General features: G+C 53.6%; 1 protein-coding gene. It reads left to right on the top strand.

All coding sequences use genetic code 11. From position 1 onward, the window contains the following. Positions 1-31: 31 nt before the first annotated feature. The coding region (locus EXE44_RS17310) for an RNA-guided endonuclease TnpB family protein (RefSeq protein WP_137717999.1) at positions 32-870 on the top strand (839 nt) is incomplete at its 3' end.

Raw genomic sequence — 870 nt, 5'->3', positions numbered from 1 at the left:
AACACAACATATCGATAATCAATAGACAGCGATGGAATACAGTCACCGCTACCATGCCTACCCGACACAACAGGTAGCGGCTGAACTAGACTACCATATCGACATTCATCGCCAAGCGTACAACTACACCCTGTACGAGTACGAGAACGTGGACGCCGACGACATCGGCTCTGCGTACAAGCACCACTCCCGACTCCCCGACTGGAAAGATGAGTTCCCCGTTTTCTCGGAAGTCAACTCGAAGGCTCTACAACGAACCGTCACTCGGTTCTACCAGAATCTCACTGGACTCTCCGAGCAGAAGCAAAACGGACGCAAGGTCGGGAAGCTCAACTGGAAGTCTCCGAGAGAGTTCCAGAGTATGACGTATTCGCAGTCTGGCTTCGAACTCAAAAACACGAGTGGCAGACGCGCGACGCTCTGGCTCTCCAAAATCGGAGATATCAAACTCCGCTACCACCGCGAGATCCCTGACGAAGCAGCTATCAAAGAAGTCACAGTGAAAAAAGAGACGACCGGTGACTGGTTCATCTCTTTCGGGCTGAAAACCGACGAGGCTGACCTGCCTGAGAAACCCGACGTGGACTCGCTCAACGCGGACAATAGCGTCGGCGTTGACCTCGGCATCCTCAACTATATCCACACGTCGGACGGGACGACTGTGGACTGGATCGACCTCGAAGACGAATACGAGCGTCTGTACCGTGAACAACGCAAACTCTCACGGAAAGAACACGGGTCAAACAACTACGAAAACCAGCGCCAAGCGGTTGCGAAGGTCAAACGCCACATCCGTCAGAAGGTGCTGGACTACCAGCACAAGCTCACGATATGGCTCGTCACAGAGTACGATGCGGGGTTCGTGGAAGA

The sequence above is a fragment of the Halorubrum sp. SS7 genome, from assembly GCF_005435055.1.
GTDB classification, from domain to species: domain Archaea; phylum Halobacteriota; class Halobacteria; order Halobacteriales; family Haloferacaceae; genus Halorubrum; species Halorubrum salinarum.
Note: the sequence above shows the minus strand (reverse complement) of the source record. Positions and strands in the feature narration are given on the sequence as shown.